Origin of the sequence: Alienimonas californiensis (assembly GCF_007743815.1) — a bacterium.
Classification (GTDB): Bacteria; Planctomycetota; Planctomycetia; order Planctomycetales; family Planctomycetaceae; genus Alienimonas; species Alienimonas californiensis.
Genome location: NZ_CP036265.1, coordinates 289,869 through 312,406 on the forward strand (window position 1 = coordinate 289,869; position 22,538 = coordinate 312,406).

A 22,538-nucleotide genomic window follows, 5' to 3' on the forward strand; every position below is an offset into this window, starting at 1 on the left:
GCGTCCGGGAAGAACGACGTGTGGGCCTGGGACTTCGCCTTCGACCGGACGACCGGCGGATCGACGCTGAAGCGGCTCTCGGTCGTGGACGAATTCACGCGGGAATGCCTGGCGCTGGAGGTCGCCCGCAGCGTCACGGCGGAGGATCTGATCGAGACGCTGGCGGCGCCGTTCCGCCATCGGGGGGGGGGGCGCCGAACCATCTCCGCAGCGACAACGGCCCGGAGTTCGCGGCGAAGGCGATCCGGCACTGGACCGAGCGGCTGCAGATCGGCACGCTGTACGTCGCTCCGGCCTCGCCGTGGGAGAACGGCGACGCGGAGAGTTTTCACTCGAAACTGCGGGACGAGTTCCTGGCCGCCGAGGAGTTCGGCAGCCTGCGGGAGGCTCGAGCTTTGACGAGCGCCTGGAAGCGTGAGTACAACGAAGTGCGACCGCACAGTTCGCTGGGACTCGCGGCCCCGGCGGCGTTCGCGCGGACGTGCGGGGCGTCCGTTCGGCCTCCGGCCTCATTCCCGCCCCGCACGTCCTGCCCCCCCGTCCCCGCTCTCATAGCGACTGGACCAGTTTCTGGGGGCAGGCCAATCGCATCGCCTACCTATGAGATCTGTTCGGTCGACCGAGGAAATATAGCATCTTCGGATCGAGTTTTTCAGCAGCCTGCTAGAGGAAAGACGCAAACATGGATCTACTGACCGTTGCAGTTCGCGGGGCACTCAGCCGCCGCAGGTTGCCCGCCAAGCCGACAAATCACGGTTAATCGTAGACTCAAGGCGGTCGATGTCTGCAAGAAAGCGTTCGGCTAACTCCTCCCACACCGCACCCGATGCTGGATCAGAAGCCGTGGCAGCTCGCTGGCGGGCGGTTCGCTTGATAATCGCCCCGATGGCCGAACTGCTTATCAAAGAAACGACCCAACCAAGCCTAACGTCATAGAAGTGCTTCTGTAGACGTGGGAAAAGTACCCGATTGAATGTCTCCCCGGTCGCTTCGGGGACGACCTCGTCATCCACTCCGAGGAATCGACAGACCGCTGCGAATGTCCCAATGGGGTCTTGACTAACATCATCGTGCAGCCAGACCCCCACCCGTTCCACTCCGAATGTATTCTGCCAGCGGGTGAGTGCGTCCGCGTACAGGCTGCGGGTGACAAGGTGCGTCGACTCGCGTAGTGCCTGTGACAGCGTCACCTCCGGCTTCTCGCGGTAGTACAACTCGAACGCCGATCGGGTCCTAGCCATTGGCTGGCGAAGGATCACGATCAGCCTTGCGTTAGGTAGCGCATCCCGCACGGCAGCTGGATCGGCGTCGTGCAAATACGATGGAGAGATCTCCCCGGCCATAATGCCGGCGGGAGCCTCCGCGAAATGCTTGGTATACCAGCCGAGACTCCTTTCCCGATGAGTAGAGTAATAGTGCACTTCCTTCCCTGGTGGCACAAATACGTCGGGATGCTGGGCTAAGCAATTGTGCAACCATGTGGTGGCGGCCCGTTCCGCTCCTAATCCGAGAAAATCCGGTAGTCGACCGACCCCGGGGTCTACTTCGCCGCTCATGGTCGCCATCGCTCCACTAGCCGCTTTGACAGCACCCCGGTTGCCGCTGTCCGGCTACCGCCCCATGCATCCCGTCCGCCCCCCCCCCGCGGCGACTCGCCAGGCTGCTCGGGGACCCGCAGGACCGACGGGGTTGTGTCGTGCTTGCGGGCACTGTTCTTCACGCTCACCGGCGAATCCAGCGACACGTTCTCCTCAATATTCACCGTTCCAAGCACGCCGGACGGACTGCAGTAGCTGTGGGAACCCAAGGCGACGCCTGGAGAGGTGAGCAACGCACTGAAGCTAACGTGCACGTCCCCACCGCACGCTAAGATTGTCCGCGGGACAAAGGCCCGCCGCAACATGGCCTTGGCCGGACGGGCTCGAAGTGAAAAGGCCAGCGGATAACATGGAACCGTCCACTCCCCCCCAGCTAGAACCCTCCGGCATGCCACCGAAGCTAGCAACACGAGTGCCGCGGAGCAGGAATACACAACAGTTCTTGAATTCGGCATTTGCGACGATCGAATAGCATGCTCGTCGGCAGCCGACGCGGCGGTCATACGTTTGCAAGTTCCAGCGGTCATACTATTGCAAGTTCCGCCGGAGAAGCCCCAGGCCCCATGTCGAACAGCGACCGGGCCACCTCTACCCTCGTCGGCCAATCGAACCGCCGCTCCACTCGCTTCCGGCCCGCGTATCCCATCGCGTTGCTGCGACCCGGGTTAGTCAAGAGCGAGACTATTTCCGAGGCGACTGCGGAGGGATCCTCGCAGTCCATCCGAACGCCGGTCGCCCCGTCCTCGATCGCCTCGCCCGTCCCGCCGGCGGTTCCGCACACCGTCGGCTTCCGGCAGGCGGCGGCTTCTAGCAACACAATGCCAAACCCCTCTGTGTTAGACTCGACGTCACGGTTTGGTAGCGCGAACAAGTCGCACTGCTGATGAGCCGCGAGCATCGTGTCCTCCGCAACCGCCCCGTGGAACAGAACCGCATCGGCGACGCCGCACTCTTCGGCGAGCGAACGCAACGTTGCCTCATAATCGCCTGCGCCGACGACCGCGTAAAGCACGTCCGGGACGGATTGTCGAATAGCCGGCATTGCCCGAATCAACACATCCTGGCCCTTCCTCGCCTGAAGCCGACCGACCGTCAGTACCACCGGACGGTCACCCCAACCGAGCGCGGCCCGGGACGCCGGGTTCCGCGGGGCCGGTACGAAGCGGGACGCGTCGACGCCGGGATGCAAAACGCATACTTTCTCTGACTGCAACTCCCAGTATTTGTCGAGAAGTGAGGCGGTATTTTGCGTATTTGCCACGATCCGCGACGCGCGGCGGAAGGTCAGCCGGGCCAGCGCGTTCAACTCCCGCCCTAACGCTGCCCCGCGGACCTCCTCCCCATGAACATAAACCGTCAGTGGGAGGCGAAACCGAGCCGCGAGCGCGGCCCCCAACAGTCCTTCTGGCAGCACGCACCCAGCGTGAACGGCGGCGACTCGATCCCTGCACACGATCCGCCTCAGGTCGCGGTAACACCTCATATAGTCTAAAGCGGATGACGGACGAATGAGACCGGTCCCCGGGGGGGGGAAGAAGACGCGCTCGACCGCAATCGGTGAGGCGACGTCATGGACCGCGTCGGCGACCGGATCGTCCGACGGCCCAGCTGCGACGACTGTGCTGCCTAAGCGAGCGTAGAGGTCCTCAAACCATCGCCCGCTGCCGCCGTGACGCGGCGGGTAGACGGCAGTTATAAGCAGCACGGGCACGCCTGCAGATTGAAGTGCCGGTCCAATCATGCCGCCGCCGTGGGTAAGTCGTTCACTGTGCCCGCATCTACTTTGCCACCACCTATCCCATCGGCGGCCGAGTCTAGTTGACGGAGATGTCGTCGGATCACCAGTACGGCGGCGCACCCCAGTGCTCCGAGACCATATGGTGTTTCAATAAGCGGCGAAGTGGCAAACATCCCACTAACAAAGTACCCAACGAGGCCGCAGAGATAGGCAAGCGTAGAAACCCGCGCCCACGACGGCAGCACCTGCCGCCCGCGGATCCAGATTCTCAGCAAAGCGAGCCATGGGGCGATGAAGAAAGAATAGTAAGCGAAAGTCGCAGGCACGCCGGAACCCGTCGAGATGTCGAAAATAATATTATGCAGGCTCTTGTTTGTCGTATCTAACCCGCCGGCGTAGTAACGTGGAACGAGCCGCCGTCCGGCGTTCGGCCCAACGCCCAGAAGCGGGTAATCAAGGGTGATATTCCACCCGGCCTCCCAGAGCTTAAAGCGGCTGTCGGCGGAAGAATCCAAGTCCTCGCCGCTTTCGAAAGACGAGGCAAACTCACGTGTCACGCTCGGCCCGGCTAGCAGAGCGGCGGCAGTCACAACTGCAGCTGCGGCCAACAGCGAGTATTTAGTTTTCGGGATCAAGAGAAAACAAAACGCCCCCATTGCAATTCCGCCCAACATCGCTCCACGACTGGCGAGCAGCATGACTTCATGCATTTGCAGTGTGAAGATCCCTCCGGCGAGGAGTCGCTGCCACGTCCGCGTTCCTCCGACCATCAACCCCAAGCTGCATCCAGCGGCGGGCATCGTCAGCATTGAGTAAATATTATTGTCTTGGTACGCCCACCCGCGGAGTGCGTACCACGCGATTCCGGTACGAAAGTAGTCTTCGTTGATCCTAAGTGCATTATACCCCTGCGCCAGCACGAATACCCAGACCAACGCCGTCAATCTCCCTGGCCGGTCCAGCAGAGCCACTCCCACCACAGCCATCAACACGATCTTCCACATGAAGGACAGGAACCAAGCAGAGTCGCGGGGATTGACGCTCATAAAATAACTAATGTAAGACAGACCCAAATAGGCGACCAAAGAGCAGCAGGCAAAAAGAGACACGCCTTTAATCTGATTTCCCCTAAGGCCGCCCACCAAAAACCCGATCAAACAGGCTGCCGCCAAGTACTTTTGAAACCCTGCGTCTTGGCTTAACGACCACCGCCAATTGTACGTGGGCACTAGGGTGCTGAACCCATAGTAGCCCAACAATGCCCAATGCGGCCGGAACAGACCAACCCCGCAACAGAGGGCCAGCAGCGTGTAAATAAAGACCGCACCAAGCATCCGAATCAATGAGAAGGAGTGACGGGAACGGACGTCAGTCTCGCCGTAGAAGGGATCGTAACACAGGACCGGGGAGGAGCGAACCTAGCCAGTATTTCGCCCAAACTTTGAATGTAAGTTCCCCCGGTTCAGCGGTCCAGAGCACCGCGCGGGCGGCGGTCCCGTCGCCGGCCCGCAAACTGTGGTAAACCGCCGCCAGCCGCCGCCGTGTCTGCGCCGACCGGACCGCAGATCGCTCGGCGGCGGCAAGTGGTGGTCGCAATAGTCTGTCGTCCGGCCCTGCTGGTGGCGGATCGGCGCGTAGGCCGTCGAGCACCTTGAGATCGTTCCGCATCAACTTGGCGACGTTCCCAGTCAGGTTGTCGCCGCCAGAGTGCATGGTCGTCAGCACCGAATCCACGGCCGCGAACCGATGAGCTAGTATAAGGTTCAGCCAGACCGCCCAGTCTTCGCTACCCCAGATATGATTAGGGAAATGAAGGCCAGGGAGCCCCCGACGAGCCAATACCGCGCTAGTGATGACTCGACAAGATTCAAGCCAAGTTGGAAAGGAGCGTCGGTCAAACACCCGGTACCCGCCAATGGGTTCACAGTCAACATTTCGCACCCCGCCGAGAGCGAACCGGCTCTCCATCAGTACCCGCCCTGGAGCAGCGGCGGTGCCGCAGAGCGTGCGGGTATCGGCGAATACCGCGTCGGCACCTGTCGCCGCAGCGGCGTTTAACTGGCGCTCGAGTTTGTCCGGAGCCCAAGTGTCGTCACTATCCAAAAAGGCGACCCAGTCCCCCCGACACTCGACCAGACCGCGATTGCGGGCCGCGGCGGCCCCACCATTGCGTTGACGCACGACCCGTATCGGCACGCCACCGGCAACATTGAGGGCGTCAGCCGCGTTTGCACTACCATCAGTGCTGCCGTCGTCAACGACGATGATCTCCAGCGGCCGGACAGTCTGGTTCAACGCACTGCGAACGGACTCTGGCAGGCTGTCCGCTCGATTGTAACAGGGAATGAGAACGGAGACGGTATGGGCCTGGGCGGAACTCATGCGACTGGCTCCCGGGGCGGAGCAAGCCCGAGCAGGCCCCTGATGCGGCAGGCGAGTAAAGTCTTCCGAAACGGAAGGTGCCGAGGCCTTAAGGCGACAGCTTCACGAAAAACTTGAAGCGCTTCAGCGTGGCGGCCCAGTGACCAATACCCATTGTATCCTAAGCCCCAGAATAGATCGTTGCCCAGTCGCTCCCGTAGGGCCGCCCGCTCCTCAGCCGTCCACCCGCCCTCGTTCAGTAGGTCCCGAAACCCCGTCGTCAAACTTTCATAGACGCGGGCCGTCTTCTCCGCCGTCACCCGCCCGCCGGTTCCCTCAACGAGCGAGGAGTGATTTCCGTGAAGGCGGTATAGTCCTGTCGTGGCGGCGACGTGCATTAGGCCTACGCCAGCACGGGCCGCGGCGGCGAGAAAAACGCGGTCCCCTCCGTTCCGCAGGTCCGGGCGGAGGCGAGCCTGATCAAATACCTCACGCCGGATTAGAGAAAACTGCAAACCAGGGTTTACGTCGTGAAGAATTAGAGTTGCCGCCAGTCCCGCCCCGTCCAGCCGGTGTCCCCCACCGGAGGGCACTGCGAATGGCCGCAGCGGCTCCGGCACCGGCCGCTCGCCGGGGATATCGAAGACCGCCAGGGGGCTGCCGACAACGTGAAGGGACGTACTGAACGCCCACCCGACGTCGGGATGAGCATTAAGCGCTCCCCCGAGCGTGGCGAGGTGGTCCGGGAGCCAGACATCGTCACTGTCGTAAAACGCGATCCGCCCGCCGCGAGCTGCGCGAAGCCCATGAGCTCGTGCCGCGTACGCGCCGGAGTTATCCTGTCGTAAGCTCACCACCGGCCGGTCGGACTGGGCCGCGAAGTCCTCAACTACCTGCGGTGTGGCATCGGTGCTGCCGTCGTCGACGATGATCAGCTCCCAATCCCGAAACGTCTGCCCGGCAATCGCCGCGAAGGCGTCCGGCAGGAAATCGGCCCGGTCATATGTAGGTAAGATCACGCTAACAGCCGGCCCGGGGGAGTTAGTATCGGCGGCTGCGTCAGCACTCATATCCTAGCCCTCGCATTTCCGCCCCCGCGTACTGAGCAAACCATGCTTTCCACCACCATGGCCAACTCTGCCAGCGGCCGACCGGTTTGAAGTCCTTCGGCTTTTCCACCGGTTTCCAATGTACCTCTGTTCGCCCGCCACGGTGGGACGAACTACCCCGTAGCGGCAAGGCGTCAAACGCAGCCCGGTCGAATCCCGCCGGGTCCAGGTCGCAAAACCGCACTAAGTCCAACAGTGCATCCGCCCCGCCGGCTAGCAGGTCCTCGTACCGTACCAGCGTCCAGTCCCTGTCACGGGCGGCGACGCGGGATGCGCTGAACTCTGCAATCAGACGGGCTCCCTCTCGCCACTGCCCGGCCCAGTATCGGCGGCCGGCGTAGGGAAAGCTGCGGGCGGCGGACTCCGTCACGTCCCGCCCGTCCCGCACCAGCAAAATCAACTTGGCGGTCGGCAGCAGCGCGTGCAAAGCGTCTAGGCCGTGAGCCCGTGGCGTTTTCGTTACCAACCGAGAACCCGCAGGGGGTGGCTCATCCCGGCCTGCCTCATCCAACGCGGTAATCAATTCCCGCCCAAGTCCTCGCAAAAACCGCCCCTCCACCGCGAGTGCATGGTCGCCCCACCGGTGTGCGGTGTCGCGGGCATAGGACGTGAGTCGGCCGGCGTGCTCTAGCAGATAGTCCTCCCCAATCGCAGGCCGCCGCACATCCCTATGACACCCTAACGCGTCTGCAAGAAAGTTGGTCCCACTACGGTTCATCCCACCTACAATGAACACTGGCCGGTCCCACGCTGGGGCGCCGGTGCTGCCGGGTTGAAAAACTGTGGTCGCGGCTGTCACGGAGCGGACTTCGTAACAGGAATAAGGGCCCGCCGGACGGCGGCGAGGACGTGGCCGGCGGCGTCCTTGGCCGCGACGACGGTGACTGGTGGGAGGCGGCGGGTGAGTTGTGGCGGGTGAGCGGCGGGGGGGAGGTCGAAGCGGTCAGCGGCAGCCCTGCGGCATGCCTGCACCGTCTTCCAGTCCCGCTCCCAGTATGCCAACTCGTGCGCTGACACCAGTCGCGCGACTAGCCCTCTCCGGACGGCAGCTTGGTCTTCACCAGTCAGCGCGTCACCATGGGCCGCCAGCCACGCTAATCGATTGAGTGCCCCCAATAAACGATGCCGAGCCCCACCGGACTGTTGCGACGGTCCCCGCCGCCACCCGGTCAGCCGGCCGGGAACCCGCACAAAATCCCCATGCCGCCGTACGTCTAGCAGAAAGAGCAAATCCTCATTCTCCCGCACTTCCTCAGGGAATCTAACCGCCGCGGCAACGCTCCGCCTTACGGCCGCGGCGCTCGGCAGCACGCCGCCGTTCACCAGCATTGACCGCAGGTCTGCCGAGACGCCCTTCCCTGTAGGAAAGTCAGTTCGCTCCGGCGGGTCCGGCCGGCGGCCGGCGCCGTCAAATATGTAGTGCCCATTAAATATACACGTCACTCGAGGTCCGGCCGCCGCCGCGACCTTCCCGACTGCTGCCAGCCGGGTCGGCTCCCACACATCGTCGGCGTCCAGAAACGCCACCCACTCCCCGACTGCTAAATCCACCCCGCGATTCCGGGCGACGCTCTCTCCGCGGTTCTCCTGCCGCACCACCCGCAGGTCGATACCGGCGGTGCGAAGACGATCGGCGAAGGATTCGGCGACGGCGGCACTGTCGTCAGTGCTGCCGTCATCTACGAACACCACTTCTCGAGGCGTAACTGTCTGGGTTAGCACGCTACATAGCGTCTCAGACAGAAACGAAGCCCCATTATAGCAGGGAACGACGACTGAAAACCCACTCACCGCCCGCCCCCTTCAACAGCCGGATCATCGGACAAGTCGCCAAAGTCCTCTTCGACCGCCCTGGGATCCTCAACGCCGACAACTCTCGAAGGGCCGATCTCGGAGCAGCCACGGTGAAGCAGGCGGTCCGCCGAATCCTTCATCCTCAGCAGCCAGGCAGGGGGCACGCGGCGGGCCAGAGCGGCGGCGGCGGTGGGGTGGTCAGCATATTGTTCCAAATACCGTCGCGTAATCCAGTACGCCGACCAGTCCCGTTTCCAATAGGCATCTTCGGTAAGGCGGGCCAGCTTGGCGACCGACGCCCGCCGGGTCCAGGCAACCTCGGCGGGATCTAGTTCGCCCTCACGCTCCGAGAGCCACCGCAGCATGGTCCTATGCCGCTCCACAGCGGCGTCGGGCGAGGCACTCTGCTGGCCGGCGTGCAAACGGTACCCGGTGAGCGGGTCGCGGACCAACTCGATTCGCCCATGCCGCAGTAACTCAAGGGTATAGATGCGATCTTCAGCGAACCGTGTCCATGTCGGAAAACGGGCCGGGCAGGCCTGCCGAACCAGCAGCGACGACGGCCGGCATGGGTTCCCTCGGACGTTCACCCGCGTCAGCGAGTACCGCTGCTCCGGGGCCTCCTCCCCAGGATCGGATATATAACTGGCCGCCCCAAAGGCGTAGTCGGCGGTGTGAACGGCGACCACTCCGGGGCCGGCTAAGGCAAGTTGCCGTTCGATCTTCGTCGGCTCCCAAAGGTCGTCGGCATCTAAGAACGCCACCCAAGTTCCGACGGCCTCTTCGATCCCCCGATTGCGGGCCACGCTTTCCCCGCTGTTGAGTTGCCGCAGCACGCGCACCGGATCGCCAAATGCTTCGGCGATCGCGGCCGAGTCGTCCGTGCTGCCGTCGTCGATGATGATTACCTCACGCGGCGGCACAGTCTGGACTAGAGCACTTGCGACCGCTTTCCGCAAGTGGGCTGCCCCGTTGTAGCAGGGGATGACGGCGGAGACACTAAAGTTGTTCACGCGTCAACCTCCGCGAGCGATCTCGCGGCCTTGGGGGGGGCGGCCAGTGCGGCGAAGGCGGAAGGGAAGAGGTCGGGCTTTCGGCCGCGGCCGGCGGCGAAAAGCAGTACTTCCGCCAGTCGGCCGAGGCTGGAGTCTCGATCAAAGTAGCTCCGTACGCGGGTCGCAGCCGCTGCTCCTAGAAGCGAGGCCCGCGCGGGATCATCCAGCACCTCTGCCATATTCGCTGCCATCCCTGCCACGTCCCGTTCGTCGCACAACAGCCCGGTCTCGCCGTCGATCACTACGTCCGGAATCCCGGCGTGCCTAGTCGCAACTACTGGCAGACCCGCCGAACCAGCTTCCACCACAGATACTGGCGTTCCTTCGCAGTCTCCATCGGCTGCCTCCACGCTGTGCTGCACAAACGCCCGCGCTGCCCTCATCTCTGCCGCTACCTCGGCGTGCTGTCGCGAGCCTAAAAAACTCACTTGATCCGCCACTCCAAGTCCAACCGCTAAATCAAGGCAAACTTTTTCAAGGGGTCCCTCCCCGATGACGCGCAGCCGCGCGTCCGGCCGCTCACGGGCGACCTCAGCGAAGGCGCACACCGTAAGATGCGGGGCCTTTTTCGGCACTAGCCGCCCGACGGCCAAGAGCACGGGCGGCGCAGACGCCGGAGCTGCCCCGGCGAAACTACCGACGTCTACCCCGCACGGGTTGACGAATAGCTTACCTGGCAGGCCCCCTAGTTCCTCCAGCCGATCTCGCATATGACGCGAGACGGCCACGACAGCCGAAGCGGCTTTGAACATGTCAACATATCCGCCCCCGAAACGCTCTAGCACCGTGTGACGGGTGGCGTCGTGGCCGTGAAAATGGACAACCAACGGAATGCCTTCCTCCCCACAGGCATCTACCAGCCCCACTCCTACCGTTCCGTATTCCCCCAGCACCACGTCCGGTCGACTCTGACGGATTGCAGCCCGATACCCGCGGGTCAACTCGTATTCCCACGGCAAACCACGAGTCACACGGTGCAGCTTGCGGGCGATGCGTCGCAGTGGCCCGCCGGATAGTACAGGGCCGGACTCGGTGCGAGGCGATTTGGTCGGGAGGTCCCGCTGCGGGTGCCACTCCAGCACAGTAGTCAGTGCGACCCCCGGATAACGCGGCAAGTCCTTGGCATGGGCCACTAGGAACGTCTCCGACAATTCCCCCAGGTGCGGCTGCACGATCAGCACCCGCAGCCCGCAATCCGATTTTTCACGTCCGTCTGACCTCATGACGCAATCCCGGTGAGTCGGTCGACAGCATCCTTGAACCAAAAAACGATCCGTGGCAGTACCGGACGATCGAGTTCAGCGTCCAGTTCAGCCGAAAACCCCCGCAGCCGGGCCAAGCGACGGCGGGCGGTGCGAAGCCGGGCCACGTCCCGCTCCCAGTAGGCCGCACGAACGACCGGAGCCAAACGGTGGGCCCACGCCCGGTCAATACCGGCTCGCTCCTTGCCAGTGACAGCCCCAGTGGCATCCAGCCAGTCAGCGACGGCGGCGTACCAGTCCAGTTCTATTCCGCGCGCAGCACTCTGTCCAGCGCCGTGCTTCCGATAGCGTGTGAGGGCAGCAGGGTCGAAAACGAAACCGCCCGGCCCGGCACAACGTGCCAACTCTAGAAAGAAAATCTGATCTTCCCCGTAGTGTAGGTCCTCATGAAACGCCGGACACGCCGCCCGCCGGACCAGCACCGCCGAAGGGGTCAAGAAGTTGTTTCGCACCGCCAGTCGGGCCACCGCGTATCGCCGTGACGGCGGGTCCGATCCTAGGTCCGTAATCCGTGTCTCCGCCCCAAACAACTCTACGTTGCTATGAGCTGCGGCAGCACCTGCCCCTGCTACCTCGGCCGCGGATAGCAGCCGCTCCAACTTGTCCAGTGCCCACAGGTCATCAGCGTCGCAGAACGCAATCCACTCGGTTTCCGCCGCCCGCACCCCTCGATTGCGGGCAACGCTCTCCCCGCTGTTCTGCTGCCGCAGCACCCGCACTAGCCCGCCGAAGGATTCGGCGACGTCGGCTGAGTCGTCCGTGCTACCGTCGTCGACCACGACCACCGCCGCTGGAGGACGGGTCTGGCCAAGGATACTTTCGAGCGTCTCGCGGAGATACCGTGAGCCGTTGTAGCAAGGGACGACGGCAGTGACTGGGGCGGAACTCACAGGACCACCCCCAAGAGTCCGGGAGCAGACTCGTCGGAGGGTTCCGCGGCGGGGCCGGTCCGCAGAAAGTCTGGGTCAGTGTAGGGAACCGTGGTGCCGTCGGCTGCGGCCCGCAGGACGCTCGCTAGCCGATCGAGGCTGGCGACCCGGTCAAAGTGCGCTCGCACCCGCGCCGCCGCCCCAGACCCCAGCCGCCCTGCCGCTGCTGGGTCTGCCAGCAGCCGGACCATGCTCGTGGCCATCCCCGTCACGTCCCGCTCGTCGCATAGTAGGCCAGTCTCACCATCGATCACCACGTCTGGAATTCCGGCGTGCCGAGTCGCGACCACCGGCAGGCCAGCGGCTCCGGCTTCAAGGACGGCGACGGGAGTGCCCTCGCAATCTCCGTCCTCCGCCTCAACGCTGTGCTGGACAAACGCTCGCGCCGCCCGCATCCAGCCCGCGACCTCCGCGTGAGGTAGGGCTCCAAGGAACTCTACTTGATTCACCACCCCCAGCCCGATGGCCAAATCCCGGCACGCGGCGAGGAGAGGCCCATCCCCGATCATCACCAGCCGGGCGCCGGCCGGCACATCAGGGTGAACTAAGGTTTGGGCGAACGCTAGCAGCGTCAGGTGCGGAGCTTTCTTGTCCACGAACCGTCCCACTGCCAATAGCGTCGGCGGGGCACTAGATGCGTCGGCGGCAGGAAACAGCTCTGACTCACAGCCGCACGGCACGACGGCGATTTTTTGCGTTGCACACCCGGCGGTCGCGAGTCGTTCACGCATGTGGCGTGATACGGCAACGACCGCGGGGACGACGCGGAACATTTCTGCATAAACCTCACGGTGCCGCTCCAGCACGTCCCGCCGGGTCGCGTCATACCCATGAAAGTGTGGAACCAGCGGCACCCCAGCGGCCCGGCAGGGGTCAACCCAGCCGACCGCGTGTGGCCCGTACTCGGCTAGCACGACATCCGGCCGGGATTCTCGGAGAGCTCGCAGCCGTGCCCTAGGAAACTGCCCAGCCAATTCCCCTGATCCTAACCCGCCCCGGCTGAGCCTCCGGGCCAGCCGACTCCCTATGCGTCGCGGGAGCCCAGCGAGGCCGGGCGAACGAAACTGCCCCGGCACAGGGCGGCCGTCCAGCAGCACTGCTCGCCGGCCGTCGGATATGTCACCGTTCTCGGCCACCCCGCACAGGACCGTCCCGGCATCGGGAAGGTAGTGCTCGTGAGCCAGCAGGAATGTCTCCGACGACTCCGGAGTTTTGGGCCTTGCCAGCAGAACGCGGGGAGAGGCGGGACGATGGGCGCTCATCGGTTCCCCCCAACGGTCGCGGGTGCGATTGCGAGTGGGAGGGCGAGTTGAGGACCGTCAAGCAAGTCCGCTACTTTGTGCGGAGCCGGCGGGCGGCGGCAGGACACGAGGGCAAGCACGTCCCACGCGGCCCGCCGCAGTGGCGTCCGCAGCACCCCCTTGGCCGCCGACACCACGGCCCGCCGCGGTGCCCCGCGGGCCAGCAGCCCGACGATCTGCCGGTCCCGCGCTAAAGCCGGGTCGGCCGGTCTATAGCGGTCTTCCCGGGAGAGGGCCGGCGGGCGAGATCTGCCCGACCGGGCGAAGTCTTCGGCCAAAGCCCGCTCCTTGCGGGCGGTCTGCTCGGTACGGCGGATGCGGCAGACCGCGCCAGGGTGCTTGCGGTACCCGTAGAAGTACCGCGGCAGGTTGGCGAACGTGCCGTGGTCGGCGAGACGCAAATAGAGGTCCAGATCTTCCACCCACGCGAACTCCTTCCGATACCCGCCGACCGCCCGCAGCGCGTCTTGGCGGAACATTGCCGAAGCGTGCAATAGGGCTCCGCCAGCCCCCCGACGGACGCGGGCCACGATGTCCTTGTGGGCCGTTACTTCCCCCTGCAGGTCCAGCACCCGTCCGCCGGCCCCGAACAGAACCGCGAACGTCCCGACCGCCACGCATTCCGGGTTGTCCCGCAGGAACGCGACCTGCCGCCGCAGCCGGTCCGGGTGGCAGACGTCGTCGGCGTCCATCCTCGCCACCAACGGAGCCCGGCACTGTTCCAGCCCGTCGTTGAGCGCCCCCACGATCCCGGTGTTCGGTCGGCTGATCACCCGCACCCGGGGGTCCTTCGCGGCGTACCCGTCGAGGAGCGCCTTCGTCCCGTCGGTGCTGCCGTCGTCGACCGCCACCACTTCGAAGTCCGTTAGCGTCTGCGACAGCACGCTCCCCGCCGCCGCAGGAAGATAGCGGGCGGCGTTATAGCACGGCATGAGGACGGAAACAGCGGGGGCGGTCATCGCGAAACCTCCGTTGCCACAGGTGGGCAGAGCCAGCGGAGCGGGCACAGCCCGCAGGCAGCGGCACTCTTCAGCCACCAAACTCGCCCGAACCGACGACGGGGGATGCGACGGAGGTATTTCCACGCCGTCCTCGCCCGTCCCTCTCGCAGGGCGAATGCGACGTACCCGCGATACGTGGCAGCCGTCCCGCGGGCGCCTACCCGGTACGGGTACGGCGGGTCCGCCCGAAGGCCTCGGGCGATTCGGGCGGCGGCGACCAGCCGTCGGACCTTTTCCACCTGAAGCTCCCGCCGCTCCGCTGATACGCTGCCTCCGTGGACCCTGTATTTCAGAAGTGCCTCAGGCATGTTGCGGATCTCCCCAAGGGCTGTCAGCCGCAGCCACAGGTCGTAGTCTTCTATCCACAAGGCCTCCTTCCGGTATCCGCCGACTGCTAGGACGGCATCAGTCCGCATCACCACCGAAGGGTGGATCGGCTGGGCCGACTCGGCCGATTCGCACAGCAGGCGAGCCACCACTGCTGCGTGTGCCCCGCCACGGATCATGCGACCGACGGGAGCGCCGTCTTCATCGATCACCTCCACCGCTGTCCCGACCGCCACGCATTCCGGGTTGTCCCGCAGGAACGCGACCTGCCGCCGCAGCCGGTCCGGGTGGCAGACGTCGTCGGCGTCCATCCTCGCCACCAACGGAGCCCGGCACTGTTCCAGCCCGTCGTTGAGCGCCCCCACGATCCCGGTGTTCGGTCGGCTGATCACCCGCACCCGGGGGTCCTTCGCGGCGTACCCGTCGAGGAGCGCCTTCGTCCCGTCGGTGCTGCCGTCGTCGACCGCCACCACTTCGAAGTCCGTTAGCGTCTGCGACAGCACGCTCCCCGCCGCCGCAGGAAGATAGCGGGCGGCGTTATAGCACGGCATGAGGACGGAAACAGCGGGGGCGGTCATCGCGAAACCTCCGCCAAGAGTTGGTCGTAGGCTGCCTCGCAAGCGGCGGCTTGACGACAGGCGGCGGCGTAAATTGCGGCACGCCGATCAGGACCGGCGTTCCAGGCATCAGTAACCGCTGCGGTCAGTCGCGCCGCTAAATGAGGACCGGTCGTCTCCAGCGGGGTACAGGCCCCCGGACCGAACTGGGCGGCGAGGCCGCCAAACTTCCAGGCGTAATAATCAGAGGCAACAAGCCCAACCACCGGCACGCCTCGGGACAGTGCGAACACCCCTGCGTGGTAGCTGCCGGTGACAACCGCGCGGCACTGTCCGGCGACAGACGCGACGGCTTCCGGGGTATCTTCCACCACATCTCCGCCAGCGGCTAATCTGTTCGACGGGACTAGTTCGAGCGTTCGGTCCAAATCACGCTCCTTGTCGTGGAAGCTGACCGGCACGCACCGAACGTGGGCATTCATCGCGGCAACTGCCCCCGCGATCGCCTCCCGAAGCCGGTCAGCCCGGCCGACTATCCCTGAGTACTTCGCCGCCCGCACGTTCAGCCCCAGCACATCTCCGCATGCGGCGTCGGCCGGCCCGAGCGCCGCAGCTGGGCCGACCGCATCGTCCCCAGTACAGATCACATTTGAACCGAGGGCGTTCAACTCCTCCAGCAACGGCCCGCTCGCCGCCGATTCCCGCAGGGTGACGAGCACCGCCGCTCGCACCGCCTCGGCCAGCCGGTGGCGGGTCGATGCATGCGAGAGCGGGCCGAGTCCCTGTCCGAGCAACGCTGTTGGCTTTCCAAGGCTTCGGGCAAGTTCCAAAGTGTCCAGCACCCGATTTGCATGCCGACGAAACGGGTCTGTGAAGTATCCTCCGCCGGTGGCCAGCACGAGGTCCGCCCACCGGACATGGTCGTGAAACCGGCCGGCGGCACGGTCGGCCGGGTGCCAAATTCCTCGCAATGCTATCAGGGAACGGAACAGCGTCGGCCGCCGCGCTTTAAAATCCGCCCCCGCCCGCTGAGCGACGCGCCGCAGCCGGTACGGGCGAGCCTGCGGAGAGCCAGATACGAAAGTGCAATCAGCCCACTGGTCTCGACCGTCGATCTCGACAGGGCGAACACCGTCGCCCGGTCCGCCCACCGCTCCGGATAGTCGACCCGAATCAGTCGTCAGGATCCGCAGCCGCAAGTCCGGCCACCGCCGCCGCAGCCGGTCCACGGCTGCGGCTAGCATGGCTACGTCGCCAACGTTGCGGAGATGGTAGCCGGAGTTGTCGATGAGAACATTCATAGTTCGAGTCGGGTCCTGACAGTCCCGTCCAACAACCTAGTTTTCCTCAGGGCCCCGTCCCGGCATTCGCTCTGCCCCACCTTCCCCACGAACACGGAATGAGGCGGTCTCACCCGCCACTGCCCAAGGCTCGCCGTTAATGCCGTCGGCCTCGGCGGCGAGTAGGGTAGCCTTGATATCCACGACTTGCTTTGCGTCCAAAAGGCGAACTGCACGAGCTTGACCATCAGGCCTCCAAAAACTGCCAGCGATGCTCGACCATCATTGCGCAATACTCAGGGTCAGGCGTACGTCCGCCGGGGAAAAACTTCGACCCGGCGACTTCGATTGAAGCTGCGTGACCAACCCAATCGAGATTCCTGCCATTACACTGTAAATCAACGGCTAGCCGATACCGTCCCGGCAGAAAAGGAGCCGAGGGAATTTCACAAGCGGCATGCCATTCTCCCTCGGCAGGTCCCACCCAATGCTGACCAGCAAGTGCGGTCGAAAAGTTAGTGATCGCCGCACCCACCGAATTGTACATGGTCATCGTCACCCCCAAAGAAGGCAGCGGCTCCTTGATTTCAATTCTCAACCGAAGCGTCATCAACTCGCCAGCCATAACGAGCCCGTCAGAGTTGCCGCTCTCGTTAAATACCAAAACCTCTCGCAAGCGAACTCCGCCGTCCCCGGGACGGCCTGATTCGATACGCAATCCAGAAGTACGTTCGACCCCCTGCGAGTACGCGGCTAAGGCGCCTCCTACCTCGCAGTCGGCGATCTTCTCTCCGGACTGGAGCACCACCCCTCGAGAACACAATTGCCTCACCGCCCCCATATTATGGCTTACAAAAAGCACAGTCCGCCCTTGACCAGCGACGTCCTCCATCTTGCCGAGACAGCGGGCCTGAAACTCCGCATCGCCGACGGCCAGCACCTCATCAATGATCAGAATCTCCGGCTCTAGGTGGGCCGCCACGGCGAAGGCGAGCCGCACCTTCATGCCACTGCTGTACCGCTTGACCGGGGTGTCGAGGAACTTCTCGACGCCGCTAAATTCCACGATTTCGTCAAACTTACGATCGATTTCGGCCTTTGACATACCGAGAACTGTCCCATTCATATAGACATTGTCCCGGCCGGTCAACTCTGGATGGAACCCGGTGCCGACCTCCAAAAGACTGCTTACCCGGCCGCGAATCGTGGCCGACCCTCGGGTCGGGCGGGCGATGCGAGAAAGAACCTTCAACAACGTGCTCTTGCCTGCACCGTTCTGACCGATAACGCCGACGACCTCACCCTCAGCGACCTCAAAGCTCACGTCTTTAAGTGCCCAGAACAGGTCCGGGGCGTCCTCGGCGTCGTGAGTGTTCAGGCGGGCAAGATTCCGTAGATTCCGCATCGGGGCCGCCGCCAGCCGCCACGCCTTCGCCGCCGCTGACCCGGAAGTGTCCTCGGCCAAGCCGATCCGATACGCCTTTGACAGGCAGTCGACGGTGATCGCAGGGCGAGACACGGGAATTGGGTTCGGGGAGACGAGGAGGAGTAAGGATTGAGCAGGGAGGTCAGCCGGACGACGGCGACCGTAGCAGCGGGTCAGGCAACATCCGCGAAGACCGCCTCGCGGCGACGGAAAAATAGCATGCCGCTCAGCAACAGACCCGCAGCGACCGCAGAACCGATCGCGATGTCGGTCCATGGCATCGTCGGCTCTCCGAGGAATGCGGAACGGAATCCGCCGATGACCCCCACCATGGGATTCATTGCGTACAGAGGACGGTATTCCTCCGGAACCAGTTCCGCCCGATAAATTACCGGCGAGGCGTACATACCGAGCTGCACCAAAAATACTGTCGCATGATTCACGTCCCGAAACTGAATTGCCAACGCCGTCAGCCAACACGCCAATCCGGCCGCGGCAGCGACCATAACTGCGACCAGCACTGGAACCAGCAGCACCCCAACATTGGGGGCGTAGCCACTGACCGCCAAGGCAGCGATCATCAGAAGGAACGCTATGGCGAAGTCGACCAGCCCGACGCATACCTGCGATAGCGGAATGACCAAGCGAGGAAAGTACACCTTACTGATCATGTTGGCGTTGGACACCAGGCTGGCCGTCCCCCCTCGGATGCAACCCGAGAAATACGTCCAAGGAACCATCGCCACGAAGCTGAACAGAGCGTACGGGACGCCTCCGCTGTCAATCTCCGCCAGCTGACCGAACACCAATGTGAACGTAGCGACCGTTGCCAACGGCTTAATCACGGCCCACCCAATGCCGACGGCGCTCTGCGCGTACTGGGCCTTGATGCCCCGCCAGACGAGGAATCGGAACAGGTCGCGATAAGCCCAGAACTCCGCCAGGTCCAGCAGTTCCCAGCCGCGAGGAGGCGTAATGCGCACCTCCCGCACCGCCGGACCGACCACGGGGGCGGGCTCGGATGGAGGCGACGCAGCGATTGGCGGTTTGGCGAGGGTGGGACCGCTCACGGGGCGGGCGGCTTGGCGGGGGAATGAAGAGCGGGGCGAACTGTAACCCGCAGTTGGACGGCGGCGTTGAGGCGGTCCGGCGGGCGACGGCCTTCGACCGTCAACACGTTCCGCCCTAGATGGAGCGGCCACACTATCTGGCCGTTCACGGCGGCGATGATGTCACCAGCCGTATCGGCAGCGTGGAGCGGCTCGAGGCCGATACCCGCGAGGGCAAACTGTAGATTTAGCTTTGTTCCGGGAGAAGATCCCAGCGACGACCCCCGCATCAATCCCCATTGCCGTAGGACGACAGCGCCGACCGGTCCGTACAGTCGCTCCAACCCCGCGGCGGAGAGACGGGTTCCCTCTGGACAGGCCGGCGGCAATTTCCCCGAGGGTCCGTCCCACAATACGTACTGTCGTACGGCGTCCGGGTGCCCCGGCGGCAGCCAGTTGCTGAGTTGATCGTTCCGGGCGGAGTAGAAGACCGTGCGGTAAAGCGACGTCAGCGACTTCCGTCCCGCGTCCGCCGGACCGCCGCGGACGTGCGACGTTCGCAGCGCCCCGCCGGCCCGCCCGAGAACGACGGCTTCGATTCCCGTCTCACGCCGCACGACGGTCGCGTCGCCGGCGTCGAGACCGCGGCCGGCTAGATCGGCCGCGGCCGTGTGCAGGTCGCGGGCGGACAACCACTCCCCCGCGTCGTCTCCAGACCAGTCCGCGGCGCGGCGATAGGCGAGGTTGAAGTCCGGGTCGAGCAGGACCCAACGGCGGGCGGCCGGGTCGCAGTACTCTACGACGGCATGTTCGAATACCGTGCCGTCGGCGCTGAGTCCCAGCACGCGGGCGTCGTACCCGACCGCGAGCAGGGCGTGGGCCGTGAGCGCGGCGAAGTGGTGGCAGAGCAGCGGCCCGTCCCCCTCCGCCGCAAGTAGGCACAGTGCCGGGTGTGATCCAGGGTCTTCTGCGGGGACGCCGTGGGGGGCGAGCCGGCGGACGGCGTCGCACAACTCGAACGGGTCTTCGGGGATGGAGCCGCCCAGAACCCTGCGCAGATCCTCCGCGAACGCGCGGAACTCGGGGCTGTCCACGTCCTCGTGCCGGAACGGCAGCGGTTGGAGCGTCGACGGCTGGTCAATCTCCACCGTCACCTCGGCGCCGCCGGGCCAGGCGGCGGCGATCGCCGCCGCCATCGCGTCTTCATCCACCGGCCGGATGTCCGGAGTCGGGGCCGCGTCGTCGCCCCAGACGTCGAATACGCCGTAACCGACCTCGGCCGCGGACAGCGCCCACACACGGCGGGTCGAAGGGTCGACCGCCGTCATTATCCCGCCGGCGATCCCCAACAGAGCGACGACAATCGACAGAGTCAAACGGAGCCGCCGCGGGCGTGAGACCGGTTCGGGTCCTGCAGGATAAGTTTCAGCCGCGATCCCACTCATGACCGTCCTCCCGCGGGAGTGAGGTCGAGTAGTTCGAACAATGGGGCGACGCAGCGGCGCCAGTCGTGCCGTTCCTCAACGTGGCACCGGCCGGCGGAGGCGAGGGCGCGGCGGCGGTCTTCATTTGCGAACAGCCCGACGATCTCGTTCGCCCACTCGGCGGGCGCGGCTGCGGCTAGATAGTCTTGGCCGGCGACTGCCAGCAGGCCCTCGGCAGCCGCGGGGCTGGCGATGACGGGGACGCCGGCGGCCATCGCCTCCAGCACCTTGTTTTGCAGACCGCGGGCGATGCGGAGGGGGGTCACGGCGACGTGGGCCGCGGCAAGGTGGGGGCGAACGTCGGGGACGGAGCCGGTGACGGTCACGCCGTCGCGGCCGTGCAGGGCGGTGACGGCCGGGGTCGGGCGGCGGCCGACGATCTCGAAGGTCGCTTCCGGCCGCGTCTCGCGAACCTGCGGCCAAACCTCGCGGACGAACCAGGTGACGGCGTTGACGTTCGGGCGATAGTCCATTGCGCCCAAGAATACGACACGACCGCCGGTCGGCAACGGCGGAGGAGGAGGTTCCGCAGGACGAAAATAGTCGAGGTCCACGCCGTTGGTCACCGCGTGGATAAACGCGGCAGCCTTATGTTCGCCCGGAGCCGTGAGTTCGCGGCGGCCGAGTTCGGCCTCCGCCTCGGTGACGAAGGTCGCGGCGTCGCAGCGGGCGACCAACCGTCGCTCGGCGGCCCGCAGCCGCTTCGACTCGGTCCGGTACAACAGCTTGGCGGCCAGACCGGAGGGCGTGCGGCCGCAGCCGGCGGCGTAGTCGGCCCACTTACGGCTGTCGAGGTCCACGAAATCGACGACCGTCCGCACGCCCGCCAGCGCCGGCAGGTCGAGGTAACGGCCCAACCCGCCGCAGGACAGGAGGACGGCATCCGGACGGTGCGTCGCCGCGATTTCTCGGACAGCGTCGGCGAACCGGCCGGAGGCGAATGCTCCCTCCGTCGCGGAGCGTCCGCTGAGCAGTCCCCAAGCCGCCCCCGCGGCCCGCCCGGCGCGACCGACCGGGATCACCCGCAGGTCAGAGCAACAGGCTTCCAGTTCGGCCCGGCGCTCCGGCGCCACCGGCTCGTCGGCGAAGGTCACGACGGAGACGTCGCACCGCGATTGCAGCGTCCGCAGGATGTGGAACGCCCGGATGCGGTCCCCCTTGTCCGGCGGATAGGGGAACCGGTGCACCAGGTACAACACCCGCGGCCGGGCACCGCCCACCGCGGACGAATAACGCGGGCCGGCGGCGTCGGCTCTCGCCGCGCGGGCGGTGGGAGGATCGACCGTCAACATGGCCCCGCCCCCACGGCAACCCATTCGGGGGGCGAGGCTGACTCTTGGAACGACAGTTCGGACAGTCCGTTCGCCGCGGCGTGAGTCTCGACCACTTCGCCGAGCGTGCCGAACGGCAGGCGGCCCAGCATCCGGTCCAGCCGGCCTTCCGTCTTGTTGAGGTTCAGGTAGTGGCGGAACCGGTTCATCCGCGTGCCCGGCAGGCGGGGCTGGTCCGGATCGACCTCCCACGGGTGAATATAAAAGATCACGGGGCGCCCCTCCCCGTGGGCCGCCCGCCGCTGCATCGCGGCGGTGAGGGACTCGGGGAAGAAGCGAAAATAGCCGCCGCCCGCGGCCGGCAGGTTCAATCCGCGACGGCCGGCGCCGACCCGAACTACCGTGGGCGGGACCTCCCAGAGTTCGCCGCCGGCAGGGCCGGCCAGGCGGTGAATCGTCGCCGACGCGCCGGGCACGCCGTAGCGGCCGCGGCGGACGGGAAAGACGCTGCTGTCGACCGTGAACCCCTCTTCGACCAACACGTCGACTGCCCAGCGGGAGCAGTCTGTGATCGAGAACGACGGGGCTCGATAGCAGGTCGTCCGGCCCCCGCCCGCAGCGCCGATTGCGTCGACGCTCCGCCGGAGGTCCTCGCGGAACTCGCCAGGCGTCTGATCGTAAACCAACTGGTGCCAGTACCCGTGGCTGCCGATCTCGTGCCCGGCGGCCGCGATCTCCGCGACTAGGCTCGGGCAGCGGTCGGCGACCCAGCCGAGGATGAAGAACGTGCCGCGGACGTTCCGCCGCCGCAGCAACGCCAGGACGCGCCGCGTGCTGTCTTCGACCCGCAGTTCCCTGTCGTCCCAGGAGGAGACGTCGATCCGGTCCGCGAACCCGCTGACCTGGAAATAATCTTCCACGTCCACCGTGAACGCGGACAGCGGCGACCCCGCCGCGTCGGCGGCGGGATCGGAGGTCGGCGGCGGTGGGAGCGGA

General features: G+C 65.2%; 20 protein-coding genes. 1 reads left to right on the forward strand and 19 read right to left on the reverse strand.

Annotation, left to right across the window (positions count from 1 at the left end; translation table 11 throughout):
- Positions 1 to 104: 104 nt before the first annotated feature.
- Positions 105 to 695 carry an integrase core domain-containing protein gene (locus CA12_RS23160; protein WP_145361228.1) on the forward strand — a complete coding sequence of 197 codons (591 nt, stop codon included), beginning with the start codon at positions 105 to 107 and terminating at the stop codon, positions 693 to 695.
- Positions 696 to 716: 21 nt separating this feature from the next.
- Here CA12_RS23160 and CA12_RS01195 read toward each other — a convergent pair whose 3' ends face one another.
- The 19 genes from CA12_RS01195 to CA12_RS01285 all read right to left on the reverse strand — a co-directional run bounded on the left by CA12_RS01195 (position 717) and on the right by CA12_RS01285 (position 22,462).
- Positions 717 to 1,556 (reverse strand): sulfotransferase family protein, encoded by an 840-nt coding sequence (locus CA12_RS01195; protein ID WP_165700478.1) that lies wholly within the window; start codon positions 1,554 to 1,556, stop codon positions 717 to 719.
- 565 nt (positions 1,557 to 2,121) lie between these two features.
- The gene (locus CA12_RS01200; protein ID WP_165700479.1) at positions 2,122 to 3,309 is read right to left on the reverse strand and encodes a glycosyltransferase family 4 protein; all 1,188 of its coding nucleotides are present in this window, start codon (positions 3,307 to 3,309) and stop codon (positions 2,122 to 2,124) included.
- Between the two features lie 26 nt (positions 3,310 to 3,335).
- A complete protein-coding gene (locus CA12_RS01205; protein WP_165700480.1) occupies positions 3,336 to 4,493 on the reverse strand; it encodes an O-antigen ligase family protein in 1,158 nt (385 codons plus the stop codon).
- A gap of 211 nt (positions 4,494 to 4,704) precedes the next feature.
- Positions 4,705 to 5,718, reverse strand: a complete 1,014-nt coding sequence (locus CA12_RS01210; protein WP_145356808.1) for a glycosyltransferase family 2 protein — start codon at positions 5,716 to 5,718, stop codon at positions 4,705 to 4,707.
- Positions 5,715 to 6,767, reverse strand: coding sequence for a glycosyltransferase family 2 protein (locus tag CA12_RS23165; RefSeq protein WP_145356810.1), 1,053 nt, complete (start codon positions 6,765 to 6,767; stop codon positions 5,715 to 5,717). The genes CA12_RS01210 and CA12_RS23165 overlap by 4 nt, the downstream gene beginning before the upstream one ends.
- On the reverse strand, positions 6,757 to 7,524 hold the full coding sequence (locus tag CA12_RS01220; protein WP_242688252.1) for a sulfotransferase family protein: 768 nt from the start codon (positions 7,522 to 7,524) through the stop codon (positions 6,757 to 6,759). The genes CA12_RS23165 and CA12_RS01220 overlap by 11 nt, the downstream gene beginning before the upstream one ends.
- 77 nt (positions 7,525 to 7,601) lie before the next feature.
- Positions 7,602 to 8,597, reverse strand: coding sequence for a glycosyltransferase family 2 protein (locus CA12_RS01225; protein ID WP_145356813.1), 996 nt, complete (start codon positions 8,595 to 8,597; stop codon positions 7,602 to 7,604).
- Positions 8,594 to 9,613: a glycosyltransferase family 2 protein gene (locus CA12_RS01230; protein WP_145356815.1), complete on the reverse strand. Its 1,020-nt coding sequence runs from the start codon at positions 9,611 to 9,613 to the stop codon at positions 8,594 to 8,596. Before CA12_RS01230 ends, CA12_RS01225 begins: the two co-directional genes overlap by 4 nt.
- A complete protein-coding gene (locus CA12_RS23170; protein WP_145356817.1) occupies positions 9,610 to 10,878 on the reverse strand; it encodes a glycosyltransferase in 1,269 nt (422 codons plus the stop codon). The genes CA12_RS01230 and CA12_RS23170 overlap by 4 nt, the downstream gene beginning before the upstream one ends.
- Positions 10,875 to 11,807, reverse strand: a complete 933-nt coding sequence (locus tag CA12_RS23175; RefSeq protein WP_145356819.1) for a glycosyltransferase — start codon at positions 11,805 to 11,807, stop codon at positions 10,875 to 10,877. The genes CA12_RS23170 and CA12_RS23175 overlap by 4 nt, the downstream gene beginning before the upstream one ends.
- A complete protein-coding gene (locus CA12_RS23070; RefSeq protein ID WP_145356821.1) occupies positions 11,804 to 13,108 on the reverse strand; it encodes a glycosyltransferase in 1,305 nt (434 codons plus the stop codon). Before CA12_RS23070 ends, CA12_RS23175 begins: the two co-directional genes overlap by 4 nt.
- Positions 13,105 to 14,106 carry a glycosyltransferase family 2 protein gene (locus CA12_RS01250; RefSeq protein WP_145356823.1) on the reverse strand — a complete coding sequence of 334 codons (1,002 nt, stop codon included), beginning with the start codon at positions 14,104 to 14,106 and terminating at the stop codon, positions 13,105 to 13,107. The genes CA12_RS23070 and CA12_RS01250 overlap by 4 nt, the downstream gene beginning before the upstream one ends.
- Complete coding sequence (locus tag CA12_RS01255) at positions 14,103 to 15,026, reverse strand: glycosyltransferase (protein WP_165700482.1); 924 nt, start codon at positions 15,024 to 15,026, stop codon at positions 14,103 to 14,105. The genes CA12_RS01250 and CA12_RS01255 overlap by 4 nt, the downstream gene beginning before the upstream one ends.
- A 23-nt stretch (positions 15,027 to 15,049) precedes the next feature.
- Entirely contained in the window at positions 15,050 to 16,333 is a 1,284-nt protein-coding gene (locus tag CA12_RS01260) for a polysaccharide pyruvyl transferase family protein (RefSeq protein WP_145356827.1), read from the reverse strand.
- 226 nt (positions 16,334 to 16,559) lie between these two features.
- The gene (locus CA12_RS01265) at positions 16,560 to 17,831 is read right to left on the reverse strand and encodes an ABC transporter ATP-binding protein (RefSeq protein ID WP_145356829.1); all 1,272 of its coding nucleotides are present in this window, start codon (positions 17,829 to 17,831) and stop codon (positions 16,560 to 16,562) included.
- Positions 17,832 to 17,911: 80 nt separating this feature from the next.
- On the reverse strand, positions 17,912 to 18,808 hold the full coding sequence (locus CA12_RS01270) for an ABC transporter permease (protein ID WP_207622096.1): 897 nt from the start codon (positions 18,806 to 18,808) through the stop codon (positions 17,912 to 17,914).
- Positions 18,805 to 20,163 (reverse strand): hypothetical protein, encoded by a 1,359-nt coding sequence (locus CA12_RS01275; protein ID WP_145356831.1) that lies wholly within the window; start codon positions 20,161 to 20,163, stop codon positions 18,805 to 18,807. The genes CA12_RS01270 and CA12_RS01275 overlap by 4 nt, the downstream gene beginning before the upstream one ends.
- A 65-nt stretch (positions 20,164 to 20,228) precedes the next feature.
- A complete protein-coding gene (locus CA12_RS01280) occupies positions 20,229 to 21,563 on the reverse strand; it encodes a TIGR03087 family PEP-CTERM/XrtA system glycosyltransferase (RefSeq protein ID WP_165700483.1) in 1,335 nt (444 codons plus the stop codon).
- The gene (locus CA12_RS01285) at positions 21,557 to 22,462 is read right to left on the reverse strand and encodes an XrtA system polysaccharide deacetylase (RefSeq protein WP_207622097.1); all 906 of its coding nucleotides are present in this window, start codon (positions 22,460 to 22,462) and stop codon (positions 21,557 to 21,559) included. Before CA12_RS01285 ends, CA12_RS01280 begins: the two co-directional genes overlap by 7 nt.
- Positions 22,463 to 22,538 lie beyond the last annotated feature (76 nt).